Origin of the sequence: Krasilnikovia sp. MM14-A1259 (assembly GCF_047159535.1) — a bacterium.
Lineage (GTDB): Bacteria > Actinomycetota > Actinomycetes > Mycobacteriales > Micromonosporaceae > Actinoplanes.
Genome location: NZ_BAAGAJ010000002.1, coordinates 4,108,253 through 4,121,828 on the forward strand (window position 1 = coordinate 4,108,253; position 13,576 = coordinate 4,121,828).

A 13,576-nucleotide genomic window follows, 5' to 3' on the forward strand; every position below is an offset into this window, starting at 1 on the left:
CGCGCCCGCAGCTCTCAGTAGTCCAGGGCGCCGCCCCGGTCCCCCTCGTTGATCATTCCGTCGCCCCAGGCGTCCTGGGCGGACATCCGCTGGCCACCCATCGGGGCGGTGCCCCCGCCGCCGGTCGCCGGCCAGGTTCCCGCCGCGCCGCCGCGCACCGGGCGGTTGCCGGCAATGCGGCGTCCGGGAGCGAGCACGTCCTCGAGGTCGGTGGGGCTGTGGATGCCCGGCGCGGACGTGATGTCGACGACCTCGTCCGGGGTGTCGGAACGCCGGCCGGAGATGTCGCCGCGGCCGGTGCCGGCCCGGTTCGCATTGATCCGCGCGGCGACCGAGGCGGGCGAGGCCAGGTCCGGGCGGTCCCCCGAAAGCCGCTTGGTGCTCGCCCCGCCGAACATGGCCGCCCCGGCCAGCTCGCCGGACTCGATGAGGTACTTGAACTCCTCGAGATCCATTTTGAGGCGGCGGTTCAGCGTCTCCTGCCCGTGCCGGTCGCTCGGCATGAGGTACGCGATGTCCGCCTCCATCTGCGCGACCACCTGCGTACGCATCTCCCCCAGCGGCCGGACGGTGAGAGTCTCCGCGAGCAGCGGCCCTTCCATCGTCGACCAGGAGACCCGCTCGTCCAGCGAGCACTCCGTGATCTGGGCGTCGAACTCGCGGCGGTGGCCGTCGACGTCCATGACCCAGTGAGTCTGGTCGTTGCCGGTCGTGGTGACCCGATGCACGCCGGCCATGAAGCGCGGGTAGTTCTCGAACGTGGCGAGCTGCTCGTACACCATGTGCAGCGGCGCGCCGATCTCGATGGCCTGCTGAACCATACTCATCGCGTCTCTCCCCCATGCTGAAGTGCTGGCATGACAGAGAGTACGTAGAAGTGAACTGTTCGCGTCTGGTTTCTCGTCAGATCCGACGCAGGTACTGCCAGCGGCCGACCTCGACCGCGTACCGGGCGTCGCTCGCGGCGAGCAGGGTCACCCCGGCGTCGCGCAGCATCGCCACGATGCGCGGGGACGGGCTGCGCCACGCCTCGCTGATCTCCACCGCGGTGCCGGTCGAACGGCACGCCGAGGCCAGGGCGTCCACCAGCTCGGCGGTGATCACGCAATCGTCCAGGCCCACCTGGGCCAGCAGGCTGAGCGGGCGGGCGAGCTGGGTGGGCGCGTACCGGGAGGCCCGCTCGATCGCGTTGACGATGGCGGTCACGGCCTGCTCGGCCACCTGCTCGGGGGTGAGGGCACCCGCGGTCAGCAGCGCGCGGATCTCGCCCGGGCCCACGGGGCCGTCGGGCAGCGGCAGCCGGGACATCGCGACCGAGACCGCCTCCAGCTGACCGAGATCGTTGGGGAACGCGAGCCACCCGTCGGGCTGCACGATCTCCACCTCGATCGCTGCCCGCAGCGTCATTTCCGTACGGCGGCTGGCCCGGCGCACCGCGTCCGCGTACGCCTGCAGCCAGGTGGTGTCCGGCCCGGCCTGGTCAGCGAACGTGAGCGCGGTCAGACCGGCCCGGTCGGCGGCCGAAACGACCACCCCGATCGCGTCCCGCCCGGCCGCGAAGCCGGTGTGCACGTGCGCGTCGACGAGCAGGTCGACCGGGCGCGCGGCCCCGACGGCACCGCCACCCACGATGACTGATTCCCGCTCCACGCTCACCTGTGCTCCCGAACCTCTGCTCGGCGGGTGCTTCCGCCTCGAACCTGAGACTCGGTCCGCGGCGTTGTGGGCCGGGGTCCGCGGCAGGTGCATTCCGGGTGCGCCCCATGCCGCGCAGCAGACCCGGGCGCAACTGTTCTGCACTCCGGCCGCACCGGTACGGCACCCGCCGCTCGGAAGCCTCGTCCATGGGAGCGCTTCTCCGTGCGCCCAGATCACCCCCGCGGCTCGCGCCGGAAGGGAAACCGTGTCAATGAAGGGCCGACCTACCGCCCGGGCCGGACTCGCTGCCGCCGGCGTGGTCGCCGGCGTTCTGATGCCGGCCTCGGCCGCCCTCGCCGCTCCCACGGCCGGCCGGGTGAGCACGGCAGGCGGCTCACTCAACACACGCACGGGGCCCAACACCGCGGCGGACCGGACCGGTGGGATCAAACCCGGCGCCTCCCTCTCGATTGTCTGCCAGGCCGTCGGCGAGCACATCGACGGCACGGTACGGACCACCGGGCTGTGGGACCGGCTGACCGACGACACCTACGTCTCGGACGCGTACGTCACGCGCGCCGACCCCACCCTCCCGGCGTGCCGCGACAAGCGCGTCTCCGCGGCGGGTGCCTGGACCCTGCCGGTCGAGGCCGGACTGGTCAGCGGGTTCCGCACCCAGAGCCGTCCGCGTCACGACGGGGTGGATCTGGGCGCGGCCCGGGAGACCCCGATCCGGGCGGCGGCGGCCGGCACCGTGATCAGGGTGCGGTGCAACGTCTCGGCGGGCAGCTGCGACGTCGACGGCAGCCGCTCCCTGGGCGGCTGCGGCTGGTACGCGGAGATCGAGCACCGGGGCGGGGTCATCACGCGCTACTGCCACATGGTGCGACGCCCGTCGGTGACGGTCGGTGATGACGTGGCCGCGGGTCAGGTCATCGGGTTCGTCGGCACGTCGGGGTCGTCGTCCGGTCCGCATCTGCACTTCGAGGTACACACCGGCGGGCCGCCGGCCGGCCGAGCCAACGCGATCGACCCGATCCCGTTCCTGCGCTCCCACGGCCTGGAGCTGCCCGGTTCTCGGGTGTCGTAAGTTACTTCGGCCTTGATCGAATCCCCTGCCACTCCATATCCTGCCGATCTCGAAGTCCGCGGGCAGGCCCGCGGCGATGAGCGTCGGGGAGTTCGCATGGCCAAGAATCGCCGCGTGACCGCGCTGGTGACCGTCACGCTGGGTGCGGCGGTCCTCGGCGGTGGCGGGATCGTCCTGGCCCAGACGGCCCTGGGCGCCACGGTGGAGCCGGGCGCGCCGCAGGGCGAGTACCACCTGTCGGCCACCGACATCTGGCCCGGGCAGTCGATCACGGTCGTGCAAGATTCGCTGGTCGACGACCTGACGCCGAACGCCGTCATCACCCAGGTCGTCGACTGGGGTGACGGCTCGGCGCCGAGCAGCGTTCCCGGCACCACGACCCGGATCGCGCACGTCTATCCGGAGGCGGGCACGTACAGCCCGACGGTGACGGTGTCGGACGGCACGGACGCGCGCGTCTACTCGATGCAGGCGCCCAGCGTCGTCTCGGTGAACACGTACGTGGCGCATTTCAAGCTCAGGCAGACCGCGGCGTTCGTCGGCCAGCCGGTGTCGCTGGAACACCACGAGTCCGACGACACGGACACCGTCCGGATCTCGTGGGGCGACGGCACGACCAGCACCGCGAAGGCCGACATCAACCTGAAGACGGTGGCGCACGCCTACGCCAAGGCGGGGACGTTCACCGTCACGGCGGCACCGGCCAACGCCAACGGCACCGCCGCGGCCCGCACGGTGGGCACGGTGACGGCGAAGACGGACAGCACGAAGCCCGTGGTGTCGCTGACCAGGCCGGCGAACCCGACCAAGGCCACGTCCTGGTCGACCGTGCGGGGCAAGTCGTCCGACGCGGGCGCCGGGGTGCGCAACGTGACGCTGACCGCGGTGGAGAAGCGCGGCAGCGCCTGGTACTACTACACGGGCTCGGCGTGGAAGAAGGCGTCCTCCTCGTCGGTCGCGGCGAAAAAGGCCAAGGTGCTGACCGTCGTTCCCTCCGGCTCCGGCGCGTGGAGCACCAAGATCAAGAGCCTGACCAAGGGTACGGTCCGGTTCGCGTACGCGGCGATCGACCGGGCGGGCAACCGCTCGGCCACGAAGACCCTGGACCAGAAGATCAGCCGTTAGGCGCGGCCGGCCGGTCCGCTCAGCTGGCCAGCGCCCGCGGCGGTGCGACGGGGCCGGGCAACACGCTAACCGTGTGGAGCCGAGTCGTTGCCGGAGGTCGGAACTCCTCCGGGTGGTCGCCGTCGGCATACCGGTGCAGCAGCGCGGCGACGACGCGCTCGGCCGCCCTGCCGTCACCGAAGGGGTTGCCGGTCGACGCCATGGCCGCGTACGCCTCGGCGTCGGTCAGGAGACGCTGGGCCTCGTCAACGATCGCCTCGCGCCGGGTGCCCACGAGGCGGGCGCAGCCGGCGTGGACAGCCTCCATCCGCTCAGTCACCTCGCGGGTGACCAGCAGCGGCCGACCCAGTGACGGCGCCTCCTCCTGCAAGCCACCGGAGTCGGTCACGACGAAGTGGCAGCGCGCCAGCAGCCGCGCGAGGTCGGCGTAACCCACCGGGGGCAACAGGTGGACGTTGTCCCGATCTTCGAGGTCGGCGGGAAGCGCGGCCCGCACCGCCGGATTCGGGTGGACTGGCATCACCACGTCGATGTCAGGATGCCGCCGAGCGATGGTCAGGATCGCCTCCCCGATGCCGCGGATGCCCTCGCCCCACGACTCGCGGCGGTGCGCGGTGACGAGCACCATGCGGCGGTCCGGATCGCTGTCGAGGAAGCGCAGCCGGGGTTCGGCGAACCCGTTGCCCGACCGGACGACGTGGTGCAGGGCATCCACGACGGTGTTACCCGTGACCAGCACCTGCTCGGCCGGCACGCCTTCGGCGAGCAGGTTGTCCCGGGCCGCGGGAGTCGGGGCGAGGTGCAGATCGGCCAGCGGGGCGAGCAGCCGGCGGTTGCCCTCCTCCGGCCAGGGGTGGCGCAGGTCGCCGCTGCGCAGCCCGGCCTCCAGATGCACCACGGGCACACACTCGTAGAAGGCTGCCAGGGCCGCCGCCAGGGCGCTGGTCGTATCGCCCTGGACCATCACCGCGTCCGGCCGCCGGTCCTGAAGGAGATACCGCAGGCTGTTCAGAACCCCGGTGGTGACGTCGGTGAGGGTCTGGCCGGGCCGGTGGAGTCCCAGATCGGCGTCCACCGTCAGCCCGAGGTCGTCGAGGATCGGCTGGAGCATCGGCCCGTGCTGCCCCGTGGAGACGACGTCGTGGGGGACGTCAGCGGCGGCGAGAGCCTTCGCCACCGGGGCGATCTTGACGGCCTCGGGTCGCGTCCCGAAGACCAGCATGACGCGCGGCGGCATGGCTTGCGCCATCACGGCGCCACGAGGGCGGGCTTGTCGAACGCGTCGAGCGACAGCCCGCAGGACTCCGCGAAGGCCGGGACCCTCTCGAGATCCCCATCGCGGTAGATGTGCAAAGGCGGGAATTCCGTGTCGGCATTCAGGACGATGCCCAACGCGGCGGCCCGAACGCAGAAGTGCCGGTCCTCACCCCAGAGGGAGATGTTGGGGATCTCCTTGAACCGAGCCCCCATTTCCAGGGCGCGCCGGCTGATCATCGTGCACGCCCCAAGGCCGCCGACCTCGTACAGCCCAGGGGTACGGAGCTGGCTCAGCACGAGGTTGAGCCGCCGGACTCCCTCCTCTTTGGACAGCTGCTCGCCCCGTTTCCTCGGGATGAGGTCGTACTGGTCGAGGGACCAGACCTGCGGGTACTCGGGCGCGTCCGGCTGCCATTTCGTCCAGAAGACCTCCGAGACGATGTCGCAGCCCAACTCTGCGAGGTGCCGCACAGTCGGTGGCTGGAGCACGATGTCCGAGTCGACGAGGAACAGCCCTTCGTGCCCCTTCTCCAGGGCATGCTCGATGATCGCGTCCTTGATCTCCGCCACCCGCCAGACCAGGCTCTCTTTCCAGCGATGCGTCGTGTCATCGCACTGATACGGTTCGGCGGGCGGGATGGGCACCAACACCACGCCGGGAACCGCGTCGGCGAACTGGCGCAGCAGCGCGGACGACGCTTCATCGTGATTGTCGTCGACGAAGACGTACTCGGCCTCGATGCCGTCGAGCTCCTGCTGGTAGAGACCGTTGAGGAATTGCCGGAGGATAGCCGGCTTCTGCTGAACCGGGCTTCCGATTGCAATCCGGCGCATCTGGCCCATAAGGCGTATCCCCCCAGTCGAGTCGAATTTCGGGCTCTCACCCTGCCTTCTGACCTATCGGCTCTGCCCTTGATTGACTTGAGGGCGACAAGGCGGCCGGCGCGCGAGAAGGAGTGGGGGGAACGCAAGGCCCCGCGCATCGTTGTGTCACACCAGTTCGATTGCGGATGCCACATTGGGCGCAAGCGCACGCAGTTTCTCCAGCACCGCGCCGGCCCGGTCCTCGGGCACCTGGTCCAGCGCCTCGGACAGCAGGGGAAGCGCCTCCTGGTCGTTGTACGACTCCAGTACGACTGCCGCGGCAAGCGCCCGTTCGTCGGCCGGGCGCTTGGTGGAGGCCGCGATGGCCAGTAGCGGGCAGTATTTCGCCAGCCCTTGTTGCCGTAGCCGGCCCGACCATTCGATGGCCCTGTCCAGCGGCAGTTGGTCGGCGAGCCACACCACCACGCCGAACAGCTGGGGATCGCCGGGGAAGCGTTGCCAGAGCGCCTCTACGACGGCCTCGGCGAGCGGCGGTTCCACGTGCCGAGTGGCGTAAAGCACCTGCCGCACGGTGTCCGCCGGGATCAGCCTGGCCAGCTCACCCACGTCGGAGCCCACGCCTTCCAGCACCCCGACGATTCCGACGAGCGGCAGGATCAGGCGGCCCCTGCGCAACGCCGCCCGGAGAATCTCAGCCGCTTCTGCCGAGTGGCCGGTGGCCATGAGGCTCATGATTTCGTAGCCCGCCATCTGACCACGGCCGGACTCCGCGGCAAGATCGTTGGGCGCGGATTGGGGCATGCCACGGAGGATTTCCAGCACTCGCTCGTGGTCACCCTCCGCGCTCCGCACCATGATCTCCGCCGCATCTATCGTGACCTGTATGCGGGCGGCCTTACGCAGATCTGCAAGGGCCTCGTTCGCTTCCGAGAGGCGACCGGTCTGTGCGCATGAGCGGATCAGGAGGTGAAGCAGCCCGGTACGGATTCCGGTGCCGGGGTTGGCGGCAAGGCCTGATCTGCAAGCATCGATGGCCTCGGCGAAGTTGCCGACGTCGGCCTCCGTACGGGCGAAATGGTAAAGCGCGTCCGGTCCGTCAGCCTTGGCCATTGCGGCGATACGGCGGTTACGCGCGACCTTGTCCTTCGTCGCCACGGTGGCGACGAGGTAGCCGGAGTGTTCGAGAACCAGCGCGTCGGTGGTTCGGGCCTGCGGGACGCCACCGGTGATCCGATCGGTGACCTGTTCGTGCAGTCGACCGCTGAAGCAGTAGCCGCCGGCCCGGAACAAGCGCGCCCCCAAGCCCGAGATGCCGCCGGCTTCGGTCGGGCTGGTGACCCGTACGAGTAGCGCGTCGACCGGCGGGTCGGTCGAGACAAGCTCGCGTCGTAGCGCGGTGACGTCGCCCCTGACGACCTCGTCGGCATCGACGTGGAGAATCCACCGGCCGGTCCCGTAGGCGAGAGATCGGTTGCGGGCGTCGCCGAAATGATCGTCCCAGTAACCTTCGATGACGCGGGCGCCGTGTTCGCGGGCGATCTCCCTGGTTTGGTCGGTGGAGCCGGTGTCATAGACCACGATCTCGTCGACCACATCGCGCAGTGCGCTCAGACAGTCGGCGATGACCGCTTCCTCATCCTTGACGATCAGGCTCGCCGACAGCAGCGGCGCATCGGCAGCCGCCGTTGTCCGCAGCGCGCACTGCGGGCCTCCAATGTGGCTGGCGAGCGCGTTTTCGACCAGCACCAGCCGACCCTGCTCGCGCAGCTTGTCGTACGGCATGTCCAACGTCGGTCCGCCCGCACGCTCCAATGCTTCACGGCGGACCGCGACACACACGGGGCCGAGCCGGTCCACGTCGGTCAGGCCACGGTGGTCCTGGCGCCACTGCCGGGCATACGCCTTGAACGCCGCTACGGTGATGAGAGCCTCTTCAGGCAACTCGACCCCCTGCGGGCCGAAACTGCGGTGACAGCGGGGGCCCGCGGCGACAACGGCAGGGTCGTCGAAAGCTGCGGCGACGGCGTCGAGCCAGCGTGGCGGCAGGACGGTGTCGCCGTCGAGAAGCACCACCACCGGATGGATGGTCGCGGCCAGCCCCGCCGACCAGCGAGCACCCTGTTCCGATGGGGTCTGGTCCAGAACCGTCAGCCAGGACTCGGCACGAGCCTTGGCAGCCAGATCGCCACGTTGGGGTGGGAACACACAGACGACCTCGTCACGCACACCCAGAGCCGGGCGCAGCCCAGCTAGAAGGGTCTGAAAGTCGCTGGCACTGCCGCTGGCGGTGACGATCACTGAGACTGGCACGCCAATCACCTCTGACCGATCGGCCGTCCGAGCGGCACCCGGGAAGTGCGGCCGACCATCGGTGGAGCAATCGTGTCATACCAACCCGAACCCGAACGCCACTCCCGCAACACGCGCGCGGTCGCCCCAGCCCAGCGGCCTCGCCCAGCACCCTTGTCGTCAGTCCGGCCTGGGAGTCGGGCGGAGGCTGTCGGTCAACGCCTGCACCGACTCCTCAGCCGGTGAGGCGGCCTCCCGGTTGGCGGCCTGCAATTCCCGATAGACCTCCTCGCGGTGCACCTGCACGTCGCGCGGGGCCTGGATGCCGATCCGGATCACATCGCCGCGCGCTTCGAGCACGGTCACGACGATGTTGTCGCCGATGATCACGCTCTCGCCGGCCTTCCTGGTCAGCACCAGCATTGGCTGCCCTTTCACCATCCATGGACAAGGACAATCGCGCCGCGCCCGCGCCGTACGGCCGCTGACGGCGCGGGTCCGGCCGGAAGCGGCCGGACCTGGTGCCGTCAGTAGTTGCGCCGCATAACCGCCCGGACCGGCATGCTGCTGTCCTGCAGGATGACCTGCATGGCCCGGCGGCTGTCCCGGTCCACGATGATCGGGGCCAGCAGGTTCGCCGTCGTCTCTTCCGTGCCGGCGGTGATGACCACCATGACCAGTACTCGGTCCGGGTCCTTGTTGTTCAGGGCCGCGAGAGTGTCGTTCTCGATCTCCGGGGCGTAGTCCGGGAAGAAGGGCTCGGGCGGTGCCACCAGGAACCGCAGACTGGGGTCCTGAACGGAGGTGAACGCGTAGAGCAAGCCCTCGTCGTTCAACCGGACCAGCACGAACTGCCGATGCGCGGGAAAGCCGGCCATGGGCGCGGCCATGTCGATGATCGGCAGATCGATGTCGGTCATGATGTCCCCCATAGAAGGTCGGGACGCGGTGCGAGTAGTCATGGTCACCTCAGGAAGTCGATGAGCGAGGGCTGGCCCGCCTTGGCCCCTCGGGCAAGGCGGCCTGGTACGACGTCTGCTAGAGCTGTGTTTCCATGATGGTCTCGGCAGATCGATGTCCTCGATGTCGGACCGTTGCGGCGCCACGGACACCGAGCGGTCCCCGGCAGCGTCTTCGTCTGCGCGTTCCGATTCTAGCGTCGTCCGATCTCCGGAAAGGGCGATTTCCGCTTGTCAGCGGCTTTGTCGGCCTCGCAGGGTGGGCGTCCGCCCTGAAACGACGACGGCCCCCGGCAAATCCGGGGGCCGTCGGCACGAACCATTCCTACCGCAAGTAGTCGAGCAGCGATGGCTGCAGGACCTTGGCGGTCGCGGCCAACGCGGACTGATACGCGGTCTGCTGCAGCTGCATATCCATGATCGTCTTGGGCAGGTCGATGTCCTCGATGTCCGAGACCTGGTTCTTCAGCGTGTCCATCCGGTTCTGTGCGGTGTCCTTCGACTGCGACACACGGTTGTATCGGGCACCCACGTCCGCCAAGGTCGACTTGATGACGCCGTCGGACACGTTCAGCTGATCCATCCCGGCCTGCACGGCCGACGAACTGCCGCTGCGGATCGCCGCGGAGATGTCCGACAGCACCGAGAAGAGCTGGGTGGCGCCCGTGCCGAAGATGCTCGGACCGGTCTCGCCGACCCGCACCTGGGCGTTGCTGCCCACCGTACGCGTCACCTGGCCGTTGTCGCCCAGGTAGTTGCCGGCGCTGTCGTACGCGGCGGGCCCCGTCGTGGTGCCGCCGAACACCGGCCGTCCCACGTAGGTCGTGTTCGCCAGGCCGATCAGCGCACCCCGGATGTTGTCCACCTCGACCGCCAGCGCCTGGCGCGATTCCGGCGAGGAGGCGCCGTTCTGGCTCTGGATGCCGAGTTCGCGCACCCGGTTCAGCTGGGTGAGCGACGTGGTCAGCGTGTTGTCGACCGTACCGAGCCAGCCCAGGCCGTCGTCGGCGTTGCGGGCGTACTGTTCGTTGACCCGTGCCTCGCCGCGCAGCTGCATCGACGTCAGCGTGCCGGTCGGCGAGTCGGACGGCCGGTTGAGCTGCTTGCCGCTGGAAAGCTGCTCCTGGATGTTCCCGCTGCGGGCGACGTTGCGCTGCAGGTTGGCCAGCACCCGGCTGGTGATGCTGCCCTCGGTGACCCTCATCTGAGGCATGTCGTCCTACCTACCTTCCGACCAGGCCGGTGCGGTTGATCAGCTGGTCAAGCATCGAGTCGATCGTGGTCATCACCCGGGAGGCCGCCTCGTACCCACGCTGGTACGTCAGCAGGTTCGTCATCTCCTCGTCGAGGTTGACGCCCGCCTCCGCCTCTCGGGCCGAGTCGATCTGCAGAGTGATGTTGCCTTGAATATCGGCCCGGCGGCTCGACGTCTGAGACGCCACACCCAGGTCGGCGATCATGTTCTGGTACACCTTGTCCGGGCCAGTGGTCGAGGCACCCGTGCGCGACAGCAGGTCGGCCACCGAGCCGTCGAAGGTTCCGGCGGTCGGGGCCGCCCCGACCTGGTCCGGCTTGTCCATGGGGATGGCGACCGCGATGGTGGCCGCGCTGTTCCCGGTGAAGAACGCCCGGCCGTTGACCCCGTCCAGGCCGTACGCCGGGGTGTGCGCGGCGTTAACCACGGAGATGAGCGTGTTGGCCACGTTGTCCAGCTTGGTGGAAATGTCCGGAATAACCGTGGTGAGGCCGTCGAACATCGCGCCCATCTTGCCGCCGGCGGTGGTCGCCGTGCCAAGGTCCGACCAGCGCAGCGTCACGGGGTCGATGGCCTGGTCGTCGAGCCGCACCGCACCGGTCACCTCGACGCCGCGCGCCACGTACTCGCTGACCAGGGGGGCGCCGCCGATCAGGACGTCCACCGCGCCGTTGGGCCGCTCCTGGGCGGTCGCACCGACCATCTCGGCCAGGTGCATGACGTGCAGGTCGCGCTGGTCCTCCAGCTCGTTGACCGTCGCCCCGGACGCCTTTGCCAGCACGATGTTCTTGTTCAGCTCCGCGATCGCGGTCGCGGTCTGATTGATCTCGGAGGCGAAGGCGTCCGTCTGACCACGCAGGTCCCGCCACTGCGAGTCCAGCGCGTCGTGGGCGTTGCGCAGCCCGTCGGCCACCGTCGCGCTCTTCTGCAGCAGTGCGGAGCGGGCCGCCAGATTGTCCGGCGAGTTCGACACATCGGCCCAGCTGGCCCACATGTCGTGGAACTGCGCCTGCAGGGCGGTGTCGCTCGGCTCGGCGAAGGCGTCCTCGATCGCGTTGTAGATCGTGGACTGGGTGGTCAGGTACGAGCCGACGGCGTGCTCGCTGCGGCCCCGCCCCTCCAGGAACTCGCTGCGCAGGCGCTGCACGGAGGTCACCTCGACGCCGTCGCCGAGCCCGGTGGACCGGGCGTACATGGCGGCGGAGCTGCCGCCGACCACCGACTGCATCTGGACGCGCTGCCGGGTATATCCCTCAGTGTTCGTGTTCGAGATGTTCTGGCCCGCCACGTCCAGCCCGCGCCGGTTGGCGTAGAGGCCGGTGAGGGCGATGTTCATGGAACCGAAGGAACTACCGAAATTCGTCGTCATCAGATTGCCTCATCTACCAAGCTCGGACGGCGTGCACCGCCGACAACGGTCTGGCCCTGCCGGCCATAGGTCTCCACGTTGCCCGCGATGACGTGCATCGTGTCGCGCACCGCACGCTGGCCTGCGGTGAGTAGCTCACGATTGGCGTTCGCCATGCCGTTGATCTCAGCGGTCAGCGTCAGGAACGCCTTGCGGTGCTGGTGCAGCAGATCCGACCACGGGTCGGGGGCCGCGTCGGCGAGCTCGCCGAGCGACGCTTCCGGCGCCAGGCCCAGATCGACCGCGACGCCCTGCGAATAGGCGGCCCGGGCGACCTCGGTCTGCCTTATCTGGTCCAGCACCACCTCCACCTCCCGGGTGGCATGCGGCAACCAGCGCGTGCGGCCCGCGGCGAGGATCAGCTGCTCCTCCTCAAGCTTGAAGAGCAACAATTCCAACAGCTCACGCGAACGCCACAGCACGCTGGAAAGGTCTGTCAGGCTCACCCGCGGGCTCCTCACTCTCGGCTCGGGACTCGGCTCGTACGGGGACAGGCCGCGCCGGCCGTTCCCTGCTCACCCGAAATGGTCGGCACGTTCCCGGCGCGACTGAGGCTTCCCCGCCGATCGGGAGGTCAGACGGTTGCGGGACCGGCCGCAGGCATGCATATCAGAGGTGCGCGACGGCGGTGAGGTGCCGCGACATAAGCGTGGAACGCCCCCGTGCATATAAGAGGTATCCGCGCCTGAAAAGGGCCCCGCACAGCGGAACTCGCCGCTGGGCGGGGGTCTCAAGGCCAGCTCAAGCGCGGGGCAAGGAGGCTCAGGAAAAGTTCCAGAAATTCTCCGCACTGTCCTCATCACCGCCGGGGACCGGCCGAATAATGAGGGCGTAAGTCAAACGGCTCACGGATGAGTCGACCAAGACCCTACTCAAGGAGGAATTTTTCATGGGTCTCCGCATCAACCAGAACATCGCCGCGCAGAACGCCTACCGGAACCTGTCCGTCACGGACACCCAGATGGGCAAGTCGCTCGAGAAGCTGTCCTCGGGTTTCCGGATCAACCGGGCGGCCGACGACGCCGCGGGTCTGGCCATCAGCGAGGGTCTGCGCAGCCAGGTCGGCGGCCTCAAGGTCGGCGCCCGCAACGCCCAGGACGGCATCAGCGTCGTGCAGACCGCTGAAGGTGCCCTCACCGAGGTGCACAGCATGCTGCAGCGCATGAACGACCTGTCCGTGCAGTACAACAGCGGTGTGCAGAACACGGACTCGAAGGCCGCTCTGCAGGGCGAGTTCGACGCACTGAACAGTGAGATCACCCGTATCCAGCAGAACACCACGTTCAACGGTGTCTCGCTGTTCGCCGGCGCCGACATGACCTTCCAGGTCGGCTTCGGCACGACCGACACCATCACGGTCGACGGCACCACCGGGCTGGCCGACTTCACCACTGCCACCAGCACGCTGGACATCACGGCGGCCACGAACAGTGACGACGTGCAGAAGGCGATCACGTCCATCTCGACCCAGCGGGCTTCGCTCGGTGCGCTGCAGAACCGGTTCGAGCACACCGTGAACTCCGTCAACGTCGCGGTCGAGAACCTGTCTGCGTCGGAGAGCCGCATCCGCGACACCGACATGGCCCAGGAGATGATGAGCTTCACCCGCTCGCAGATCCTGTCCCAGGCCGGCACCGCGATGCTGGCGCAGGCGAACCAGTCGCAGCAGGGTGTGCTCTCCCTGCTCCGCTGATCGCTCTTCACGACAACCCAATAGTGACGGCGGTACC

The 13,576-nt window shown here is 68.8% G+C and carries 13 protein-coding genes; 3 read left to right on the forward strand and 10 right to left on the reverse strand.

Annotated features, from left to right (window positions below):
• Positions 1 to 14: 14 nt before the first annotated feature.
• Positions 15 to 827, reverse strand: coding sequence for an SRPBCC family protein (locus ACMCNK_RS18450; RefSeq protein ID WP_412737644.1), 813 nt, complete (start codon positions 825 to 827; stop codon positions 15 to 17).
• Positions 828 to 903: 76 nt separating this feature from the next.
• Positions 904 to 1,656: a hydrolase gene (locus ACMCNK_RS18455; protein ID WP_412737645.1), complete on the reverse strand. Its 753-nt coding sequence runs from the start codon at positions 1,654 to 1,656 to the stop codon at positions 904 to 906.
• Positions 1,657 to 1,909: 253 nt separating this feature from the next.
• Between ACMCNK_RS18455 and ACMCNK_RS18460 the strand changes: the two genes are divergently transcribed.
• Both ACMCNK_RS18460 and ACMCNK_RS18465 read left to right on the forward strand, forming a co-directional pair.
• Positions 1,910 to 2,728: a peptidoglycan DD-metalloendopeptidase family protein gene (locus ACMCNK_RS18460; RefSeq protein ID WP_412737646.1), complete on the forward strand. Its 819-nt coding sequence runs from the start codon at positions 1,910 to 1,912 to the stop codon at positions 2,726 to 2,728.
• 96 nt (positions 2,729 to 2,824) lie between these two features.
• Positions 2,825 to 3,853, forward strand: coding sequence for a PKD domain-containing protein (locus tag ACMCNK_RS18465; protein ID WP_412737647.1), 1,029 nt, complete (start codon positions 2,825 to 2,827; stop codon positions 3,851 to 3,853).
• Between the two features lie 19 nt (positions 3,854 to 3,872).
• Here ACMCNK_RS18465 and wecB read toward each other — a convergent pair whose 3' ends face one another.
• The 8 genes from wecB to ACMCNK_RS18505 form a co-directional block, all read right to left on the reverse strand.
• Positions 3,873 to 5,090, reverse strand: a complete 1,218-nt coding sequence (gene wecB, locus ACMCNK_RS18470; RefSeq protein ID WP_412737648.1) for a non-hydrolyzing UDP-N-acetylglucosamine 2-epimerase — start codon at positions 5,088 to 5,090, stop codon at positions 3,873 to 3,875.
• An 11-nt stretch (positions 5,091 to 5,101) separates the two neighbouring features.
• Positions 5,102 to 5,953 carry a hypothetical protein gene (locus ACMCNK_RS18475; protein ID WP_412737649.1) on the reverse strand — a complete coding sequence of 284 codons (852 nt, stop codon included), beginning with the start codon at positions 5,951 to 5,953 and terminating at the stop codon, positions 5,102 to 5,104.
• Positions 5,954 to 6,100: 147 nt separating this feature from the next.
• Positions 6,101 to 8,245: a glycosyltransferase gene (locus ACMCNK_RS18480; RefSeq protein WP_412737650.1), complete on the reverse strand. Its 2,145-nt coding sequence runs from the start codon at positions 8,243 to 8,245 to the stop codon at positions 6,101 to 6,103.
• A gap of 159 nt (positions 8,246 to 8,404) precedes the next feature.
• Positions 8,405 to 8,647, reverse strand: a complete 243-nt coding sequence (gene csrA / locus ACMCNK_RS18485; protein ID WP_412737651.1) for a carbon storage regulator CsrA — start codon at positions 8,645 to 8,647, stop codon at positions 8,405 to 8,407.
• A 104-nt stretch (positions 8,648 to 8,751) separates the two neighbouring features.
• A complete protein-coding gene (fliW, locus tag ACMCNK_RS18490) occupies positions 8,752 to 9,144 on the reverse strand; it encodes a flagellar assembly protein FliW (protein ID WP_412737652.1) in 393 nt (130 codons plus the stop codon).
• A gap of 364 nt (positions 9,145 to 9,508) precedes the next feature.
• Positions 9,509 to 10,396 (reverse strand): flagellar hook-associated protein FlgL, encoded by an 888-nt coding sequence (flgL, locus tag ACMCNK_RS18495; protein ID WP_412737653.1) that lies wholly within the window; start codon positions 10,394 to 10,396, stop codon positions 9,509 to 9,511.
• 10 nt (positions 10,397 to 10,406) lie between these two features.
• Complete coding sequence (gene flgK, locus ACMCNK_RS18500; RefSeq protein ID WP_412737654.1) at positions 10,407 to 11,774, reverse strand: flagellar hook-associated protein FlgK; 1,368 nt, start codon at positions 11,772 to 11,774, stop codon at positions 10,407 to 10,409.
• A gap of 32 nt (positions 11,775 to 11,806) precedes the next feature.
• Complete coding sequence (locus ACMCNK_RS18505) at positions 11,807 to 12,292, reverse strand: flagellar protein FlgN (protein ID WP_412737655.1); 486 nt, start codon at positions 12,290 to 12,292, stop codon at positions 11,807 to 11,809.
• Positions 12,293 to 12,735: 443 nt separating this feature from the next.
• On the opposite strand from ACMCNK_RS18505, the gene ACMCNK_RS18510 reads away from it, so the two are divergent.
• Positions 12,736 to 13,539: a flagellin gene (locus tag ACMCNK_RS18510; protein WP_412737656.1), complete on the forward strand. Its 804-nt coding sequence runs from the start codon at positions 12,736 to 12,738 to the stop codon at positions 13,537 to 13,539.
• The last annotated feature ends 37 nt before the right edge of the window (positions 13,540 to 13,576 follow it).

Bases quoted from the DNA above. Each gene is read 5' to 3' on its own strand.
- ACMCNK_RS18510 (WP_412737656.1), top strand. From the start codon at position 12,736: ATGGGTCTCCGCATCAACCAGAACATCGCCGCGCAGAACGCCTACCGG.
- ACMCNK_RS18475 (WP_412737649.1), bottom strand. From the start codon at position 5,953: ATGGGCCAGATGCGCCGGATTGCAATCGGAAGCCCGGTTCAGCAGAAG.
- csrA (WP_412737651.1), bottom strand. From the start codon at position 8,647: ATGCTGGTGCTGACCAGGAAGGCCGGCGAGAGCGTGATCATCGGCGAC.
- flgK (WP_412737654.1), bottom strand. From the start codon at position 11,774: ATGAACATCGCCCTCACCGGCCTCTACGCCAACCGGCGCGGGCTGGAC.
- ACMCNK_RS18460 (WP_412737646.1), top strand. From the start codon at position 1,910: ATGAAGGGCCGACCTACCGCCCGGGCCGGACTCGCTGCCGCCGGCGTG.
- ACMCNK_RS18465 (WP_412737647.1), top strand. From the start codon at position 2,825: ATGGCCAAGAATCGCCGCGTGACCGCGCTGGTGACCGTCACGCTGGGT.
- wecB (WP_412737648.1), bottom strand. From the start codon at position 5,090: ATGCCGCCGCGCGTCATGCTGGTCTTCGGGACGCGACCCGAGGCCGTC.
- fliW (WP_412737652.1), bottom strand. From the start codon at position 9,144: ATGACCGACATCGATCTGCCGATCATCGACATGGCCGCGCCCATGGCC.
- flgL (WP_412737653.1), bottom strand. From the start codon at position 10,396: ATGCCTCAGATGAGGGTCACCGAGGGCAGCATCACCAGCCGGGTGCTG.
- ACMCNK_RS18450 (WP_412737644.1), bottom strand. From the start codon at position 827: ATGAGTATGGTTCAGCAGGCCATCGAGATCGGCGCGCCGCTGCACATG.